Raw genomic sequence first — 15962 nt, forward strand, 5'->3', positions numbered from 1 at the left:
GCTCAGAGATTTGCTGTTTGAATGGTGTCAGCCTGACGGACGGCCTGTGTCCTGAGAATAGCCTTTTGAAGATAGGCGTCGCGCTCATAGACGTCATCGTAATAATGAATTTGCCCAGTCGCCGCATCCGGCCAAGCTGTGAAGTAGGAGACGTAAACCGGAAGCTGTGATTTCACCTTCACATTACGCTCGTTTTTGCCGAAATACTGGTTCAACTCCTCCACAGGCATTTCAAGCACTGCAGCTGCCATATCGCGTGGACGCTCCAAACGGATGCAACCATGGCTCAAAGCGCGCATATCCTTCTTAAAATATGACTTTGCAGGCGTGTCATGCATGTAGATGTCATGGCTGTTGGGGAACAATATCTTCAACTCACCAAGAGCATTGTCCAGGCTTGGCTTCTGTCTGATGCCAACGCCGCCGCCGTTTGATGCAACCTGCCCCCAATTGACTGAACTTGATGGAACCACCCGGCCGGACTTGTCGTAGACTTCATAGCCGCTATTTTCGAGATAGGATGGATTGTTCAGGATTTTTGGCATCATCTCATTGAGAATGATGGAGCGTGGCACGCCCCAAGACGGGTTAAAAACCACCGTTTCAATCGTATCATTGAAGAAATAGGTCTGGTTCTTCGCAGACCCGACAACAACATTCATCGCCAATTTCTCAGCATTATCGTTGAAATATTGTGCGCGATATGCGGGCTGATTAATGAAGACATAGCGACTGCCAAAATCACGAGGCATCCAACGCAAACGCTCCATCGAATAGAGAATCCGGTCGCGCTTGGACGCGCTGCTCTCGCCCTGAAGCGTTTTTATCGTGGCATTTCCAATAACGCCATCCGCCTGTCGTCCCTGCGATTTTTGATAGTCCTTAACCGCCTCGACAAGACTTACATCATAGGTTTCAGCAGTTTCATTCGCCTGCAGAACCGCATCATGCTGAAGAAGATAATCCTTGGGTGCTTTTGCCCTGATGAGAGCAACCACATTCTTCAACTCGGCATTGCTTTCGCCAGGACGGATCAATGTGCCGGGCGCGATATGAATAGAAGGGCCAGCAGTGTCAGCAATGGCATGCAAATTCTGCTTAAGCTCGGTGTACCATTTGTTTTGCGGTTCAAATCCCGCTAAGACGGCGCTCGCATCGCCAGCCGACGCAAGCTGATCGATAACGGTGCGCGGCTTTACATTGTCCGTATTCAGATCGTGAAATCCGCTCAGGCGATTAGGATTGATGCGACCATCCCCCTGATCCATCGCATAACGAAGGGCGCGGGCGGACAGTGAAAGTTCGAACTCGGCAAGCTCCTTCAATCGAGCAGGAATATCGCTCCGCTCATAATCATCTCCGGGTACTTTTACGGCATAGTCCTGAGGATCAAGCCCGCTTTCCGCAGCCTTTGCGAACAATGCAATAACGGCTTTGGCTTTCGGCGAAACATCATAGGATACAGTCCATATCGGGTTCTTACCGGATGCATAATAAGCGACAATTGCATCAGCAATGTCCTTTTCCGCTTTCACATGCGCTTCGCGAAGATGATCGATCTTCAAACCGAACTGGTCCATCTCCATGGATGGCGCAACACCGGTACCGACATGTGCGGAAGCTGTCAGTTGCGGGTCAATCTTCGTCAAATCGATCTGAACGAGCGCATCCGCTTTGTAGTCATAATTCTTGGGCGCAGTGACCGTTACACGCTTGATTGGCGCGCGTGACGCGGGCGCAGAATTCTGGTCTACGTTGACCCTTGGTTCTGGCGGCATGACAGGCTGGGATTGAACCCGGCGACCGGGGAACAGAAGCTCCATCAGATTATTGGCTGCCGAAGCTTGCGGCACGGCACTCGCCGTTGCCGACAACATTGCGGCCAGAAAGAGTGCTCGTTTTTTTGAGAAAGAAGTCATGGTGCTCGCCCAGCTGGAACAGTCTCGCCCGCAGTCAAAAGCGGGCTATCAATTTGGTGTCGTTCCAGTTTCGGCGCATCTTGTTTAGAATGTTTTAACAATGCTCCGCCGCCGGCAGATAATTCTCAGGCGACGCATTTTCGGCACTCACCCCGACTCAAAGATTAACGCGATTCACATCGAATTTCATTTTGATTCACTACACGACGAGTTGATCATAGGCATTCTTTTCCCAAACATGCAATAATGTCACAGTACAAGCGGTCGAAACATCGAATTGGGGGATACGATGATTGGAGTTTATCGCGTATTTTTAGTATGTCTTGGCGTTTTTTGTCTAAGTTGCTTCGGCGCAACAGCAAAATCAATGGATAGTAACCTTGGGAAAAGAAAACACCCAAACAACGGATACCAAATTCAGTCGACAAAATTTAAATCTGATTTTTCGCCAATTGCACGAAAAAGTGTTGCTTTTCCTTCCAAATATTCAGCCGGAACCATAGTCATACGAACCAGCGAACGGCGACTTTATCATGTGACAGCAGAAGGCCGCGCATTGGCTTATGGAATAGGTGTCGGCAAGACCGGCTTCACCTGGAGTGGAAGCAACAAAATTTCGCGCAAGGCCGAATGGCCGGGCTGGACGCCGCCAGCGCGCATGCGCGCCCGCGAAGCGAAGAAGGGACGCATCCTTCCCGCTTATATGCCCGGAGGGCCGAACAATCCTCTCGGCGCAAGAGCCCTGTATATTGGTTCGACAATCTATCGCATTCACGGAACCAACCAGCCGTGGACGATTGGTCACGCCATGTCATCGGGCTGCATAAGAATGGCGAATGATGACGTGAAACATCTCTATGCCAATGTCGGTGTCGGCACGCGTGTCGTCGTTCTGCGGTAGTTTATGAGTGTTTCCGGCTGACCGGATCGCGGCTAAGGCCTTTTTGCGTTAACTCGTCGAGATATGCCTGCCAGCGTGTGTCCTTATTCCGGCCAAGATCGATCAGATAGTCCCAGCTGAACAGGCCGGTGTCATGCATGTCGTCAAACGTGATTCGCACTGCGTAATTGCCAATAGGCTCCATCTTGGCAATCTCGACATTGATCTTGTCGGGGACGGTCACGCGTTGCTCGGGAGAATGCCCCTGCACCTCCGCAGATGGCGATGCCACGCGCAGCAATTCAGCGCTTAAATCATAACGCTCGCCATTATCGAATGTAACGACCAGCGACTTTCGATCCTTGCTGACGCGTAGTTCCTTTGGCCAAGCATCGGTCATTGCTGATATCCCTGTTTTTATTTGGTGTAGGCGTTGTCGTTGATTGCTGCAAGCGCCAAGACGGCGCCTCTTAATTCCGCCGATCCTTATAAGCAAATGTGCGAAAACGTCTCAGCTATAAGGCATAGACGCCATTCGCAATAACTGGACAAGTCCTTGACGCCGCACTATCTCTGGGTGAGGAGGAAGCTCTTGAACCATTTGGCAACATTCGACCAGACGCCAACGCAGACAAGCATGATCGACCCTTTCGGGCGGACGATTAATTATCTGCGCGTGTCGGTAACGGATCGCTGTGATTTCCGCTGCACCTATTGCATGTCGGAACATATGACATTCCTACCGAAGAAAGAACTTCTGACGCTTGAAGAACTGGATCGTCTGTGCACTGCCTTTATCGAAAAAGGCGTGAAACGGCTAAGGCTCACGGGTGGTGAGCCATTGGTGCGCAAGAATATCATGCATCTTATCAGCGAGATCTCCCGACATTTGCGTTCAGGCGCTTTGGATGAACTGACGCTGACAACAAATGGCTCACAGCTCGCGCGGTTTGCGCATGAACTGGCGGACCTTGGGGTAAAACGCATCAATGTATCGCTGGATACGCTCGACGCTGCAAAGTTCAAGGCCATCACACGTTGGGGTGATCTTGGCCGAGTGATGGAAGGCATTGATGCTGCGCAGGACGCTGGAATCAAGGTCAAGCTGAATGCTGTCGCGCTCAAAGATTTCAACGATCTCGAAATTCCGCACATGATCCGCTGGGCACATGGACGCGGCATGGACTTGACACTTATCGAAACCATGCCAATGGGCGAAATTGATCTCGACCGAACGGACCAATATCTTCCCTTGTCGCTGCTCAGAACAAGGCTGCGGGAAGAATTCACGCTGAACGATATTCCTTACAAGACGGGTGGCCCTGCCCGTTATGTCGAAATTCCGGAAACGGGTGGTCGCGTCGGCTTCATCACGCCGATGACGCATAATTTCTGCGAAAGCTGCAATCGTGTTCGCCTGACTTGTACCGGGACACTTTATATGTGCCTCGGCCAGGAGGATGCAGCAGATTTGCGTGCTCCCTTGCGGGCATCAGAAGGCAACGAGCTCCTAAGCAACGCTATTGACGAAGCTATCGGCCGCAAACCGAAGGGCCATGACTTCATTATTGACCGCCGCCATAATCGCCCGGCAGTTTCCCGCCATATGAGCGTGACCGGCGGCTAAAATTCCAAAGATTCCGCATGCACAATATTGCTTTCGTTGATATATCAATGACAGCGATTCTGGAGGAGAATCGTCCTGCCCAGCGGAAGTAAAAAATCTTGGCGCTATCTCCCAATTTGCGCGGAAGTCTGCACATGGCTATCGGCATGGCGTGCTTCACTTTCAATGACGCGACAGTGAAATTTGTCGCCGAAGAAATGAACATGGGCCAGGTCATGCTGGTTCGCAGCACCATAGCGACAGTGTTAATCGTGGCTCTGGCCTGGTATCAGGGGATGCTGATCCCGATCCGGCAGGCGCTTCATAAGATGACGATATTGCGCGTTATTGGAGAAGTCGTTGGGACAATCACCTTCCTTATCGCACTCGTTCACATTCCGCTGGCGCTAACATCCGCCATTCTTCAATCATTACCGCTTCTGGTCACACTCGGTGCGGCCTTGTTTTTCGGAGAACCCGTGGGTTGGCGTCGATGGGTTGCCATCATCATAGGCCTTGCTGGCGTTCTGATAATTGTTCGTCCCGGCCAGGAAGGAATGAGCCCCTATGTTCTGCTGATTGTGGTTACGGTGATTTTTGCGTCGTTACGAGACCTTGCAACCCGCAGAGTTCCCAAAACCATACCCGTGCTGATGATATCCGCTTTGACATCGGTCGGCGTTGGCGTCGCCGGTGCCGCGATGATTGTACCGCTGGGTGGCTGGACACCCATGTCGACCACAAATACGTTTCTGTTGATTCTTGCTGCCTGTTGCGTGATGGCAGCGTATCATTTTCTCATTCTTGCAATGCGCGAAGGTGAAATTTCGTTCGTTGCGCCGTTTCGTTATACGAGCCTTCTATGGGCAATCCTTCTTGGCTTCCTGTTTTTCGGTGATTTGCCCGATATGCCAATGATAATCGGCTCGATCATAGTTATTGGCAGCGGTCTATATACGCTTTATCGTGAGCAGATGGTGAGCCGCGCAAAGCCAGCAGCCACTGCGGCAGCGTCTTCACCCGACGGAGTCTGATCTTGAAAACAGCGGGTATCATTCTGGCGGGCGGACAATCGCGCCGCATGAATGGGTCTGACAAGGCTCTTCTACCCTTCGGCACGGGCAGACTGATCGACCATATTCACCAGCGTCTGGCACGCCAGCTACCGGTTCTAGCTCTCAACACCAATAATGATCCTGCACATTTTCGCGATCTTGGCATTCCGATTATCCCGGATGAAATTGCCGGTTACGCCGGTCCCTTGGCCGGGATACTGGCGGGAATGGAATGGGCCTCAACCCAAAGCGATGGTTTTTCGCATATCTTGACGGTTGCGACCGATACGCCTTTCTTCCCGGATAATCTTTGTGAAAAACTGAGTCAGCAAATCGCCGATGCACCAGATAGGATAGTAATTGCATCGTCGGCCGAGCGGATTCACCCTGTTTTTGGCATATGGCCGATTTCATCACGTGGTGAACTCCGTGCATGGCTGGCTGATGACGAAAACCGCCGAGTGATGAGCTGGATCGCTGCGCACCCACACAAGAGCTTTGAGTTTCCGTTGACAACGACGCAAACAGACCAGCCCATCGACCCCTTCTTCAACATAAATACGCAGGAAGATATTCTCGAAGCGCAAAAGCGATGGACGCCCTCAACATGACGACTCGCCTGTTCGGCATAACTGGCTGGAAAAATTCTGGGAAAACCACGCTGACAGTCAAGCTGGTTACAGAACTGACGCGGCGGGGCTGGAAAGTGTCGACGATCAAGCATGCGCATCACGATTTCGACATCGATAAGGAAGGCACAGACTCTTATCGCCACCGCAAAGCCGGGGCTGGCGAAGTTGCGATTGTCTCCGGTCGCCGTTGGGCGGTGATGCACGAATTGACGAATGAGGCTGAGCCGTCGCTGGCCACCATCGTGGAGCGACTCTCACCCTGCGACCTCATATTGATTGAGGGATATAAACGCGAGGGACACAAGAAGATCGAGACACGGCGTCAGGAAGGCCGCTCCGGCGAGCCCCTGACGGCAGGCGATCCGACAATCGTCGCTGTTGCCAGTGACCACGCCTTAAATGATGAAACCGTGCCGGTTTTTGAACTTGATGACGTTAATGGGCTCGCCGATATGATCGAGCGTGAAACGGGACTTCGCGTTTGATGTGTTTGAATGTGTCTTTTCATCCCGTATGTGTGAAATAAAAATATAGAGGCCTCAAATATCGGGAATTTTTACGGTCGGATTCGTTAAACGGCACACGATTCCCGGTTGCTTTTCCTTGAAAACTAGTGGGAATATCGGTGTCAGGAGCAGTGACGTAAACTGCGACTTTGCTCGGAAGGCTGTCCAGAAAAAACAGGGGAACAGCCGGGCTTATAAAAGAGAGGTTCAAATAAATGCGTACAACCAAGCGTCTCGCAATCGCGATTTCTGCTGCAGCCCTCGCCTTAACCATGGGCGCATCCCATGCACAGGATGCGCTGAAGATCAAAATCGCTTCCGAGGGAGCTTACCCTCCTTTCAACAATCTGACCTCGGACGGCAAGCTTGAAGGTTTCGACATCGATATTGGCAAGGCACTGTGCGAAGAGATGAAGGCAGATTGCACTTTCGTCACGCAGGATTGGGATGGAATGATCCCAGCACTTCAGGCTGACAAATTCGATGCTGTTATCGCTTCCATGTCGATCACCCCGGAACGTCTGAAGCAGGTCGACTTCTCCAAGAAATACTACAACACGCCGCCAGCAATCGCTGTACCGAAAGATTCCGATATCAAGGATGTCTCACCGGAATCGCTGAAGGGCAAATCCCTTGGCGTTCAAGGTTCGACAAGCCACTCCAACTTTGCTGAAGCCAAATATAGCGGCTCTGACATCAAAATGTATCCGACTGCCGACGAGTATAAGCTCGACGTTTCAAACGGTCGTATCGACGCGGTTATGGATGACGTAGTTGTACTTAGCCAGTGGGTGGACAGTGATGCCGGTTCTTGCTGCAAGATCCTCGGTACAATTACCCCTGATATCGCGATTCACGGCCCAGGTGCTGGTGTGACTGTCAAAAAGGGCAATACTGCTCTGGCAGACAAGTTCAGCGAAGCGATTGCCGCGATCCGCAAGAACGGAAAGTACAAGGAAATCAACGATAAGTACTTCAAGTTCGACGTATATGGTGCAGAAAACTAAGATAAAAAGTTGATCTGACAGGCAGATGGCGGATAAAACTGCCATCTGCGAACTTACAAAAATGACGGGTTGGGGAATTGCCCGCGAGATATGAAAGTTGCCTATGGAAGGCTCAATAGCACTCTTGGGTTTTGGCGAAGGCGGATGGGGCCTGAGCATAGCCAGCGGAATTCTTGTCACTGTGACGCTGGCGCTTGCCACCCTGCCTTTGGGATTGGCGATCGGATTTTTCGTCGCCCTCGGTAAACAGTCAGAAGAACCTTCGGTCAAACTCGCCGCCAATATGTACACGACGATATTTCGTGGCTTGCCCGAGCTGTTGACGCTGTTTCTGGTCTATTATGGCGGACAGATCGGCGTTCAAAAAATCGGTCAATTGCTCGGTTATACCGGTGCCATAGAGATAAACTCCTTTATCGCGGGCATGTTCGCCTTGGGCACGGTCTTCTCATCCTATGCAAGCGAAGTTTTTCTCTCCGCATTTCGTGTTATTCCCAAAGGGCAATATGAAGGTGGCTATGCGATTGGTCTTTCCTATGGGCAAACCATGCGCAAGATTATCCTGCCGCAATTGATCCGTATCGCCCTGCCCGGTCTAGGTAATCTCTGGCTGATATTGCTGAAAGATACGGCGCTTGTGTCGGCCATCGGCCTTGCGGATATTTTGCGCCAGACTGCAGTGGCGGCACGTGTAACGAAGCAAGCCTTCCTGTTCTACGGAACCGCCTGTCTCATTTTCCTTATACTCGGCATCCTTTCATCATTCGTCATTAACGGTATTGATCGCTGGGCGGCCAAGAGCGGGGCAAAAAGATGACCGATAATGCAATCGCCCCCTCTGCAGCAGCAGTGCGCCGACCACCATCGCCGCCCAAGCCATGGACGAAAACACGCATTATCGGCCATGTGCTGGTAGGCCTTTGGACGGCTCTGATCGTCGGTTTGATATATTTTCTCTTCGTCGCCTGGGACAGAGAACTTATCGATAAATATGCTCCGACTTACCTGTCCGGGCTTTGGACCACAATAACCCTTGTCCTCGCATCAGTGATTATCGGTGCAGTGCTTTCTGTTCCGATTGCGCTTGGCCGGATGAGTAAAAATCGGGTCATATCCTCCATAGCCTATTTCTATGTCTACTTTTTCCGCGGAACGCCGCTGATCGCTCAGGTTTTCCTGATCTATTACGGCCTTGGATCGTTCAGCAAAGAACTTCAGGCGATCGGGCTTTGGGGGTTCTTTCGCGAAGCCTGGTACTGCGCATTGCTATCCTTTGCACTAAACACCGCCGCCTATCAGGCGGAAATCCTGCGCGGCGCTGTTCGCAGCGTTGCACCGGGGCAATGGGAAGGCGCAGCCTCCTTGGGTATTTCCAAGTTTGTGACATTCCGCAAAGTCATCTTGCCTCAGGCATTGATCGTAGCTTTGCGGCCCTACGGCAATGAATTGATCCTGATGATCAAAGGCTCGGCTATTGTGGCGCTGATTTCAGTCTATGATCTTATGGGCTATACCAAACTGGCCTATTCACGCACCTTTGACTTCCAGACCTATCTCTGGACTGCAATCATATATCTATTGCTGGTTGAAGCTTTGCGCCATTTATGGGACTGGATGGAACGCCGCATCACCCGCCATTTGACTCGCTAAAACCCGATCACAAAGAGAATCTCATGCTCAAAATCTGGGGTCGAACAAATTCGACCAACGTCAAAAAAGTCCTGTGGGCTGCCGAAGAAGCAGGCGCTCCCTATGAAAATATCGCTGCTGGCGGCGCATTTGGCATAGTCAGTGATCCGGAATATCGTGCCAAAAATCCGAATGGACTTGTGCCGACACTAGAGGATGGCGACCTGATCCTTTGGGAAAGCAATACGATTGTCCGTTATCTGGCCGCTCAATATGGCGTTTCGGAGCTTTTTATTGCCGATGCGGGACAACGCGCAAAAGCAGAACGCTGGATGGATTGGACAACATCCTCGCTTGCGCTTCCGTTCCGTGATCTGTTCTGGAATGTCGTACGCTTGGCGCCAGACAAGCAGGATCTTGCGGCCAAGGAAACCGGTTTTCAAAACTGTAGCAAATTATTTGCGATGGTCGATGATGCTCTGGCATCACAACCCTATCTGTCGGGCTCAAAGTTCGGCATCGGCGATATTCCGCTCGGCTGCTTCGCCTATGCCTGGTTTGAAATGCCGATTGATCGTCCAGAACTGCCACATCTGAAGAGTTGGTATGAGCGGCTGAAAACCCGCCCCGCCTATCAGAAATCGGTAATGACTCCCCTCACTTGAGGAGCGTCATTAAGGGTTCAAACGCCAGATCCCCTGCAAACCATCCTGATAAACGGCTTCATCCGTCGAAATCGTAATTGCTTCGATATTCGACCACTTCTCCGCAAAATCACGATAGTTGGACGAGAAAACATTGCCCGATTGACCAGTAGTCTGGATATAGGTGGACTGGTTGAGATCCGAAAGGTCGAATAATCCGCGATAACTCGACCCATGGGTCGCGCGGTAAGGATTGCTCTCATCGGTGAACGTCGATTTGCCCCGATCTAACGTATAAGCGCCACCTGAAGCAGGTACGGTAACATTGAATAATTTGTCGAGTGGACTGACCTGAGCAAAGGGGCGGTGGGCACTATAGGCATAATGCAATGCACCCCAGTTCCATTTTGCACGATCACTGCCAAGCCGCGTTTCAATATCCTTCAGCGCGTCGCCAAGTGAAAGCGCCAGCACGTCGCCGCAACTCTCTTTCTCGGGCGTGCGTCCATTGTCACACCAATCACGTCCCGGATTTTGTCCAAGCCAACGCATCATGGCATCGACGCGGCCCTGCCAATAGGACGGGAAAGCGTCGCCCAGATCGTCCTCAAGGATGCGTTTCGTCGCAAACCGCAGCCACGCATTGAACAGTAGCGGCTCGGTGCGCGCACGATCCTCGATGAAGTCCCATTCTTTCAATTGTTTTATCGCCGTCAGATCAACATCATCGCGGCCTTCAACAAGTTTGAGCATGGCAGGAGTCAGAACAGCATAGGCGCCTGCATAGACATCGCCCTGCACTATCCGGTTTGTTTCCAGCGTTTGTTGATTGGCGTTATAGATCAATGATTTGATCCGCTCCAAGCGCCATGGTTCATCCCAGTCAAAGGTCAGGAAGTGCGGATAGTTGGCATCAACCATCTTGGTATTGGCAGTGGCCAGAACATTATCCGCTGGATTATAGGCGCGCGGCAATTCCTCATAGGGAATATACCCTTTCCAGTCGTAAACGGCATCCCAACCGGGAGACGGCGCACGCCCCATAATCTGGTTAGCAGGGTCGCGGACAGGAATTCTGCCCGGCGCGATCATACCGATATTGCCGTCAACATCGGCGATGACCATCGACTGCATAGGCGTAACATAATCAGCCATGCCATTTTGGAAATCCGATACGCTTGCGAAATCCCAAAGCTTCAATCCGGCAGCGATTGTTTTATCGTCCCCCGCAAGCACAGTCCACGAAAGCGATGCAACCGTTCCCTCATCCAGATAGTGTTGAAGGCCGCGATATTCCGGCGGAAGAACTGGCCCGTGGCGTGTGCTACGGCGATCGAAACTGACGGTTTCACTGCCTTTAACGCGAATCTCCACCCTCTTCTTCTCAAATGGTCGAAAACCTTCGGGAGCCTGATACTGATCCGGATTGGCTGGATTGATCTTTTCGATGAAAATATCCTGAACGTCCGATCCTGTATTGGTGAAACCCCAGGCAACCTTGTCGTTACGGCCAAGCAGAACCAGCGGCGCGCCGGGAAGCGTGACACCAACAAGATTTTTCGCTGTTCCATCCGGCTGCTTCACCTGAAGATGCGCGAGATACCAGATCGCGGGTGCGGTCAAACCAAGATGCGGATCATTGGCCAGGATTGGCTTGCCAGTGGCAGTACGTGCTCCGCCAACCACCCAATTGTTGGATGCTCCGGTGGACATGATATCGCTCAGCGCAGCAAATTGTTTCTCCGCCTCAATCGCGCCCGTCTTGATCGTTCCTGTAGGCAGACCAAGCAATTGCTGCAAATTTGGCAATGGAGGCGGCGTATCCCCTTCGACAGGAGGCAAGAGATCCACAATTTCTTGCTCATTCATTCCGAGACGGGCAAATTTCAGTCGCAGCACCTCGTCATCAATATTGGCCGCAAGCGTAACCGACATCAGTTTCAGCGTTACAATGACATCTGCGGCTGTCCATTGTTCAGGGAAGTGCTGGAGGATGACGAATTCCGGCGAATATTTCGACCCGAAAGAAGGCCCTGAACTATCTATGAATGCATTGATACCGCGCACATAGGCGTCCACCTTCGCGCGATCGGCTGGTGCCAGTGAATCCGCCGAGCTTTGCGCGGCTTCATAAAGACCAAGTGTGCGAATGAAGACGTCCGTCGCAATGGTCTTATCCCCGAAAAGCTCTGACAGGCGGCCTCGCCCTGCCATGCGGGTGACGTCCATTTGCCATAGGCGCTCCTGCGCATGCACAAACCCGAGCGCGCTGAAAACGTCCTCAACCGAGGAGCCGGTGATATGGGGCACAGCATGTTTATCGCGGGTGATGGTGACGGGATCGGACAGTCCCGCAATGCTTGTTTCACCGGTTGCCGGTACTACCGAACCTGCGAGCCAGGCATAAGCGAAGATAAAAGCGAGAAGAGCGAGAGGTATAAGTGAAAAAACAATCCAAAGCAGGCCTTTGATGATGCGCCGCAATATTCTAACCTCCGCAAATCGACCTGATTGAAGGCCATAAGACAGAGGAAATTACTGAATGGCAAGTGTTGCATTTATTGGTCTGGGCGTCATGGGTTACCCGATGGCGGGGCATTTGAAGACGCGGGGTGGTCATGACGTGACAGTCTTCAATCGCTCTGGGGAAAAGGCCGCAAAGTGGGCGGAACAGTTTTCCGGATCACATGCCGACACGCCTCAAAAGGCGGCAGAGGGCAAGGATTTTGTCTTTTGCTGTGTCGGAAACGATGATGATCTGCGCTCGGTAACGACTGGCGAGAATGGCGCTTTTCACTCCATGAAAAAGGGCGCGATTTTTATTGATAACACCACGGCATCAGCGGAAGTTGCGCGCGAGCTCAGCGCAGAAGCGATAAAGCGCGGGTTCCATTTTCTGGATGCGCCCGTTTCGGGAGGACAGGCGGGTGCCGAAAACGGCGCGCTTACCGTCATGGTAGGCGGCGAAGCGGCAGCTTTTGAAAAAGCCAAGCCAGTCATCGAATCTTACGCGAAAATGGTCGGATTGATGGGCGATGCCGGTGCAGGCCAATTGACCAAGATGATCAACCAGATTTGCATTGCCGGTTTAGTTCAGGGACTGGCCGAGGGTATCCACTTTGGCAAGAAGGCAGGACTTGATATCGAAAAAGTCATCGAAGTCATTTCCAAGGGTGCCGCAGGCTCCTGGCAGATGGAAAACCGGCACAAGACCATGAATGCCGGTAAATATGATTTTGGCTTTGCCGTTGATTGGATGCGCAAAGACTTGGGCATCTGCCTTGCAGAGGCGGACCGCAACCAGGCGAAATTACCGGTTACGGCGCTTGTCGATCAATTTTACAAGGATGTTCAGGTGATGGGCGGAAATCGCTGGGACACGTCATCCCTGCTCGCGCGACTGGAAAAGTAAGCCAGCCGCGCTTGGGTTGGATCGGTTTTGGGTCCCGTATGGCCGGCAACCGCTCTAAATTCCTTCCCGGTTTTCGTTGAGGCCTTCGATCCTCATATAGTCCAGCGGCAATTCGGTGGTGTATTTGATCTGCTCCATGGCGAAGGCAGACGATACATCCCGAATGTCGATCTTGCTGATCAGGCGCTTATAGACGGCATCATAGGCCGCAATGTCCGGCACCACTACACGCAGCAGATAGTCGACATCGCCGCTCATGCGATAGAATTCGACCACCTCGGGAAACTCCTGCACCACTTCTGAAAAGCGCTTGAGCCATTCATTATTGTGCGCGCCCGTACGGATGGAAACGAATACCGTCACCCGCGTGTTCACCCGGACCGGATCAAGAATAGCGACCCGGCGCTGGATCACGCCATCTTCTTCAAGCTTCTGGATACGCCGCCAGCAAGGTGTCGTCGATAGTCCAACTTTCTTGGCAACATCCGCCACTGCCAGCGTGGCATCCTCCTGAAGAAGGCGAAGTATTTTTCTATCGAGTCTGTCCATGTTTGCTTACCCCTTGGAATGGGATACTTTATGAGCTGATTAACGGCCGTCGTACAAGAAAATTATTCCAATCTTTTTCAATTGTAAAAAAATTTCATCCGAAAACGGATCAAATTAGATTCTGAACCGTCTGCTGAAGCACGGGCAGAACATCTTGTGCGAACCAGGGATTCTTTTTCAACCAACCACTGTTGCGCCATGATGGATGAGGCAGAGGCAGGATTGCAGGAGTTGTGTGGTCGTTAAAATATTCGCGCCAATTGCGCACCGTATCGGTCATGCTGGATTTGCGGCGTGAACCGAGATGATAGGCCTGCGCATATTGTCCAATGGTGAGGATCAATTTCACTTGCGGCATGGCTGCAAAAAGCCGGTCGTGCCAGATTTGGCGGCATTCCCGCCGGGGAGGCAAATCCCCGCCCTGCGCATCGTAGCCGGGAAAGCAAAATCCCATCGGAACAATGGCAAATTTATGCGGGTCATAAAAAGTTTCAGCGTCAACGCCCAGCCACTGACGTAACCGCACGCCGGATGGGTCGTTGAATGGAACACCGGTATTATGAACACGAATACCGGGAGCCTGCCCGCAGATAATAATGCGCGCGACGGGCGACGGCACACAAACCGGGTTTGGTTCATGCGGCAAAGGCAAACCATATTGCGGATTGTCGCGGCAAATCCGGCAAGCCTTTATCGCCGCACTCAGATCATCCAAACCAATGGAACCCACCGCGAGCATCCAATATCAGGCCTTGGCGCTCGGACGGCTGGAAACCGCCTCATGCCAGCGTTTCAAGTTCTGGAACTCGTCAGGCATGGTTATCTTGGCGGGTTTCAGAAAGTCGACACTGACAAGCAATGTTATATCGGCAATTGAAAAATGTTCTCCGGCGATAAATGTATTGGTTGCCAATTGCTCATCCAGCAAAGCCATGAACTTCACGGCTTTGGGCCGGTTTGCCTCACCCCATTCCGGAACTTGCGGGACTTCCCATTCCGCCATGGCCGGGTGCGTGTGCCGGAAGGCCGCCGAGACTGGCCCAAAAAAATTCAGTTCAACGCGGCGATTCCACATTTCGACACGTGCCTTGCCGAGTGCTCCCTGACCAAAAAGGGCTGGTTCCGGATGCAGCTCTTCAAAATATCGGCAGATCGCAACGGATTCAGTAATGACCGTACCATTATCAAGTTCGAGAATTGGCAACCTTTGCAAAGGGTTGAGTGATTGTATTTCGCTCGATCGATGGCCCAAAGCACCCATGTCGACTGGCACAAGCGGTATAGTCAGTCCTTTTTCGGCCAGAAATATGCGCGTGCGTCTCGGGTTGGGCGCGCGACCTCCATCATATAATTTCACCAGATACCTCCCAATAATCCAACAACCCATGCGATGACAGTATCAATCGCTTCGGCGACGACGTTTCGCTCAGGTGGCGATGTTTCGGTAACACCATCATGCGTTCTGCGCCAATCCTGTGGTGTTTCAAATGCGTCGACCCATATGCCAACCCTGCGTCCACGGGCGAGCAATTCCGCATCGCGATAATCGCCATAGGCTATAGCCTGGCCCGTTTCGACCATAATACGGTTGACGTTAATTTGGCCAGCAAAACAGGTTGCCAGAAAGCGATCAAACTTGTCGCGCCCCTGTCCCTCACAACGCACGTCCGTCCTGGCAACGAGCTTTTGCAGAGCTTGCCGGGCGATCTGCCCGCAATTGCGTAGCGATGGCTGCCTGCCGCAGGTTTGATCAAGCTCCGGAGCGTCGATACCCTTCAGCCGAATATGCTGTTTCGAGATTATCAGCGTATCTCCGTCAATCACGTAGGCGTTACCGGAAAGGTCAATGGCCGGTGATCTTTGATCAATGCGCGCTATGAGCAACGCTACCAATCCGAAGAAAATAAGCGTCAAGCAGATATCGAAAAATTTGCGAATGGCCGAGCGTGGCGCCGTTCGGTTTACAGACCATCGTCGAGAGGTGCGAAACCGCCCTCTCACGGCCTGCCCGCTTGATAAAGTTGTTTCATACTTACCTTTATCGCCAAGAATAGATTCGCTTTCTTACCGCAATCTACGCCGCTTTAATCATTTATGAACGGGCTTGCGGTGCAATGCAGCCA

Annotated in this window: 17 protein-coding genes; 10 read left to right on the forward strand and 7 right to left on the reverse strand. The window is 52.1% G+C overall.

Annotated elements, in window-relative coordinates; translation table 11 throughout:
* Positions 1-2 precede the first annotated feature (2 nt).
* On the reverse strand, positions 3-1919 hold the full coding sequence (locus tag QFZ34_RS22420) for a L,D-transpeptidase family protein (RefSeq protein WP_307285764.1): 1917 nt from the start codon (positions 1917-1919) through the stop codon (positions 3-5).
* A 289-nt stretch (positions 1920-2208) separates the two neighbouring features.
* On the opposite strand from QFZ34_RS22420, the gene QFZ34_RS22425 reads away from it, so the two are divergent.
* Positions 2209-2820, forward strand: coding sequence for a L,D-transpeptidase (locus tag QFZ34_RS22425; RefSeq protein ID WP_307285768.1), 612 nt, complete (start codon positions 2209-2211; stop codon positions 2818-2820).
* Position 2821: 1 nt separating this feature from the next.
* Here the strand turns inward: QFZ34_RS22425 and QFZ34_RS22430 are convergent, their stop codons facing one another.
* Positions 2822-3199 carry a gamma-butyrobetaine hydroxylase family protein gene (locus QFZ34_RS22430; RefSeq protein ID WP_307285770.1) on the reverse strand — a complete coding sequence of 126 codons (378 nt, stop codon included), beginning with the start codon at positions 3197-3199 and terminating at the stop codon, positions 2822-2824.
* A gap of 237 nt (positions 3200-3436) precedes the next feature.
* Between QFZ34_RS22430 and moaA the strand changes: the two genes are divergently transcribed.
* From moaA to QFZ34_RS22470, 8 genes are all read left to right on the forward strand, one after another.
* A complete protein-coding gene (gene moaA, locus QFZ34_RS22435) occupies positions 3437-4426 on the forward strand; it encodes a GTP 3',8-cyclase MoaA (protein ID WP_307286592.1) in 990 nt (329 codons plus the stop codon).
* A gap of 134 nt (positions 4427-4560) precedes the next feature.
* Positions 4561-5439 carry a DMT family transporter gene (locus QFZ34_RS22440; RefSeq protein WP_115052731.1) on the forward strand — a complete coding sequence of 293 codons (879 nt, stop codon included), beginning with the start codon at positions 4561-4563 and terminating at the stop codon, positions 5437-5439.
* Between the two features lie 2 nt (positions 5440-5441).
* Positions 5442-6071, forward strand: a complete 630-nt coding sequence (mobA, locus tag QFZ34_RS22445; protein WP_307285775.1) for a molybdenum cofactor guanylyltransferase MobA — start codon at positions 5442-5444, stop codon at positions 6069-6071.
* Positions 6068-6577 (forward strand): molybdopterin-guanine dinucleotide biosynthesis protein B, encoded by a 510-nt coding sequence (gene mobB, locus QFZ34_RS22450; RefSeq protein ID WP_115053268.1) that lies wholly within the window; start codon positions 6068-6070, stop codon positions 6575-6577. Before mobA ends, mobB begins: the two co-directional genes overlap by 4 nt.
* A 236-nt stretch (positions 6578-6813) precedes the next feature.
* Positions 6814-7605, forward strand: a complete 792-nt coding sequence (locus QFZ34_RS22455) for an ABC transporter substrate-binding protein (protein ID WP_307285780.1) — start codon at positions 6814-6816, stop codon at positions 7603-7605.
* 103 nt (positions 7606-7708) lie between these two features.
* Positions 7709-8422, forward strand: coding sequence for an ABC transporter permease (locus QFZ34_RS22460; RefSeq protein ID WP_115052728.1), 714 nt, complete (start codon positions 7709-7711; stop codon positions 8420-8422).
* Entirely contained in the window at positions 8419-9255 is an 837-nt protein-coding gene (locus QFZ34_RS22465; protein WP_115052727.1) for an ABC transporter permease, read from the forward strand. The genes QFZ34_RS22460 and QFZ34_RS22465 overlap by 4 nt, the downstream gene beginning before the upstream one ends.
* A gap of 23 nt (positions 9256-9278) precedes the next feature.
* The gene (locus QFZ34_RS22470; RefSeq protein WP_115052726.1) at positions 9279-9899 is read left to right on the forward strand and encodes a glutathione S-transferase family protein; all 621 of its coding nucleotides are present in this window, start codon (positions 9279-9281) and stop codon (positions 9897-9899) included.
* A 9-nt stretch (positions 9900-9908) separates the two neighbouring features.
* Here the strand turns inward: QFZ34_RS22470 and QFZ34_RS22475 are convergent, their stop codons facing one another.
* The gene (locus QFZ34_RS22475; RefSeq protein ID WP_307285786.1) at positions 9909-12362 is read right to left on the reverse strand and encodes a penicillin acylase family protein; all 2454 of its coding nucleotides are present in this window, start codon (positions 12360-12362) and stop codon (positions 9909-9911) included.
* A gap of 58 nt (positions 12363-12420) precedes the next feature.
* Between QFZ34_RS22475 and QFZ34_RS22480 the strand changes: the two genes are divergently transcribed.
* Positions 12421-13290, forward strand: a complete 870-nt coding sequence (locus tag QFZ34_RS22480) for an NAD(P)-dependent oxidoreductase (protein ID WP_115052724.1) — start codon at positions 12421-12423, stop codon at positions 13288-13290.
* Between the two features lie 54 nt (positions 13291-13344).
* Here QFZ34_RS22480 and QFZ34_RS22485 read toward each other — a convergent pair whose 3' ends face one another.
* From QFZ34_RS22485 to QFZ34_RS22500, 4 genes are all read right to left on the reverse strand, one after another.
* Positions 13345-13839, reverse strand: a complete 495-nt coding sequence (locus QFZ34_RS22485; protein ID WP_115052723.1) for an Lrp/AsnC family transcriptional regulator — start codon at positions 13837-13839, stop codon at positions 13345-13347.
* A gap of 109 nt (positions 13840-13948) precedes the next feature.
* A complete protein-coding gene (locus tag QFZ34_RS22490) occupies positions 13949-14569 on the reverse strand; it encodes a uracil-DNA glycosylase family protein (protein ID WP_307285791.1) in 621 nt (206 codons plus the stop codon).
* Between the two features lie 15 nt (positions 14570-14584).
* Positions 14585-15196 (reverse strand): glutathione S-transferase family protein, encoded by a 612-nt coding sequence (locus tag QFZ34_RS22495; protein WP_307285794.1) that lies wholly within the window; start codon positions 15194-15196, stop codon positions 14585-14587.
* Positions 15193-15753, reverse strand: coding sequence for a thermonuclease family protein (locus QFZ34_RS22500; protein ID WP_307285797.1), 561 nt, complete (start codon positions 15751-15753; stop codon positions 15193-15195). Before QFZ34_RS22500 ends, QFZ34_RS22495 begins: the two co-directional genes overlap by 4 nt.
* Positions 15754-15962 lie beyond the last annotated feature (209 nt).

The organism is Phyllobacterium ifriqiyense (assembly GCF_030817885.1).
GTDB classification, from domain to species: domain Bacteria; phylum Pseudomonadota; class Alphaproteobacteria; order Rhizobiales; family Rhizobiaceae; genus Phyllobacterium; species Phyllobacterium ifriqiyense.

Bases quoted from the DNA above. Each gene is read 5' to 3' on its own strand.
- QFZ34_RS22420 (WP_307285764.1), bottom strand. From the start codon at position 1,919: ATGACTTCTTTCTCAAAAAAACGAGCACTCTTTCTGGCCGCAATGTTG.
- QFZ34_RS22425 (WP_307285768.1), top strand. From the start codon at position 2,209: ATGATTGGAGTTTATCGCGTATTTTTAGTATGTCTTGGCGTTTTTTGT.
- QFZ34_RS22430 (WP_307285770.1), bottom strand. From the start codon at position 3,199: ATGACCGATGCTTGGCCAAAGGAACTACGCGTCAGCAAGGATCGAAAG.
- moaA (WP_307286592.1), top strand. From the start codon at position 3,437: ATGATCGACCCTTTCGGGCGGACGATTAATTATCTGCGCGTGTCGGTA.
- QFZ34_RS22440 (WP_115052731.1), top strand. From the start codon at position 4,561: ATGGCTATCGGCATGGCGTGCTTCACTTTCAATGACGCGACAGTGAAA.
- mobB (WP_115053268.1), top strand. From the start codon at position 6,068: ATGACGACTCGCCTGTTCGGCATAACTGGCTGGAAAAATTCTGGGAAA.
- QFZ34_RS22455 (WP_307285780.1), top strand. From the start codon at position 6,814: ATGCGTACAACCAAGCGTCTCGCAATCGCGATTTCTGCTGCAGCCCTC.
- QFZ34_RS22460 (WP_115052728.1), top strand. From the start codon at position 7,709: ATGGAAGGCTCAATAGCACTCTTGGGTTTTGGCGAAGGCGGATGGGGC.
- QFZ34_RS22465 (WP_115052727.1), top strand. From the start codon at position 8,419: ATGACCGATAATGCAATCGCCCCCTCTGCAGCAGCAGTGCGCCGACCA.
- QFZ34_RS22470 (WP_115052726.1), top strand. From the start codon at position 9,279: ATGCTCAAAATCTGGGGTCGAACAAATTCGACCAACGTCAAAAAAGTC.
- QFZ34_RS22480 (WP_115052724.1), top strand. From the start codon at position 12,421: ATGGCAAGTGTTGCATTTATTGGTCTGGGCGTCATGGGTTACCCGATG.
- QFZ34_RS22485 (WP_115052723.1), bottom strand. From the start codon at position 13,839: ATGGACAGACTCGATAGAAAAATACTTCGCCTTCTTCAGGAGGATGCC.